A 774-nucleotide genomic window follows, 5' to 3' on the forward strand; every position below is an offset into this window, starting at 1 on the left:
CTGAGAGCGGCGGTGCAAAATTAGTCCACGGTAGCGGCGGGATAGTCCCGCTTCGGGCGGCGTAAAAGTCGGCCACCTATTTTTCTTCTGCGACGATTGCAGGAGGGTTGGGGATCTATACCGTGGATTTATATATGAAGGTTCGTCTGGCTTGCTCGGAAGGTATGAGCCGGCGTCAGGCGGCAAAGCATTTCAACATATCGCGCGACAGCGTTGCCAAGATGATGTCGTATTCGACGCCGCCCGGCTATCAGCGTCAGTCACCGATCCGACGGCCCAAGCTGGATGGGTTTGTTTCGACCATCGATCACTGGCTTGACGAGGACGTGAAGGTGCCGCGCAAGCAGCGCCATACGGCCAAGCGGGTGTTTGACCGGCTTCGTGACGAGTGCGGGTTCACCGGCGGCTACACGATCATCAAGGATTACGTGCGCGAGCGAGAGCAGCGTCGCCAGGAGGTGTTCGTGCCGCTGTCGCATCCGCCAGGGCATGCACAGGCCGATTTCGGCGAGGCGATGGTCGTCATCGGCGGGGTGGAGCGCAAGGCGCATTTCTTCGTGCTCGACCTGCCGCATAGCGATGGCTGTTATGTTCGGGCCTATCCGGCGGCGGTGTCGGAAGCCTGGGTGGATGGGCACATCCATGCGTTCGCCTTCTTCGGCGCAGTGCCGCAATCGATCGTCTACGACAATGATCGCTGCCTGGTGGCGAAGATTCTGCCAGACGGCACGCGCAAGCGTGCGACGCTGTTCAGTGGGTTTCTGTCTCACTACC

At 60.2% G+C, this 774-nt stretch carries 1 protein-coding gene; it reads left to right on the forward strand.

All coding sequences use genetic code 11. The features are described from left to right. Positions 1 to 122: 122 nt before the first annotated feature. Positions 123 to 774 (forward strand): IS21 family transposase (gene istA / locus VSX60_RS22445; RefSeq protein WP_442873147.1); only part of this gene is annotated, 652 nt, incomplete at its 3' end.

It is taken from the genome of Aurantimonas sp. A3-2-R12, assembly GCF_036016755.1.
Taxonomy (GTDB): Bacteria; Pseudomonadota; Alphaproteobacteria; order Rhizobiales; family Rhizobiaceae; genus Aurantimonas; species Aurantimonas coralicida_A.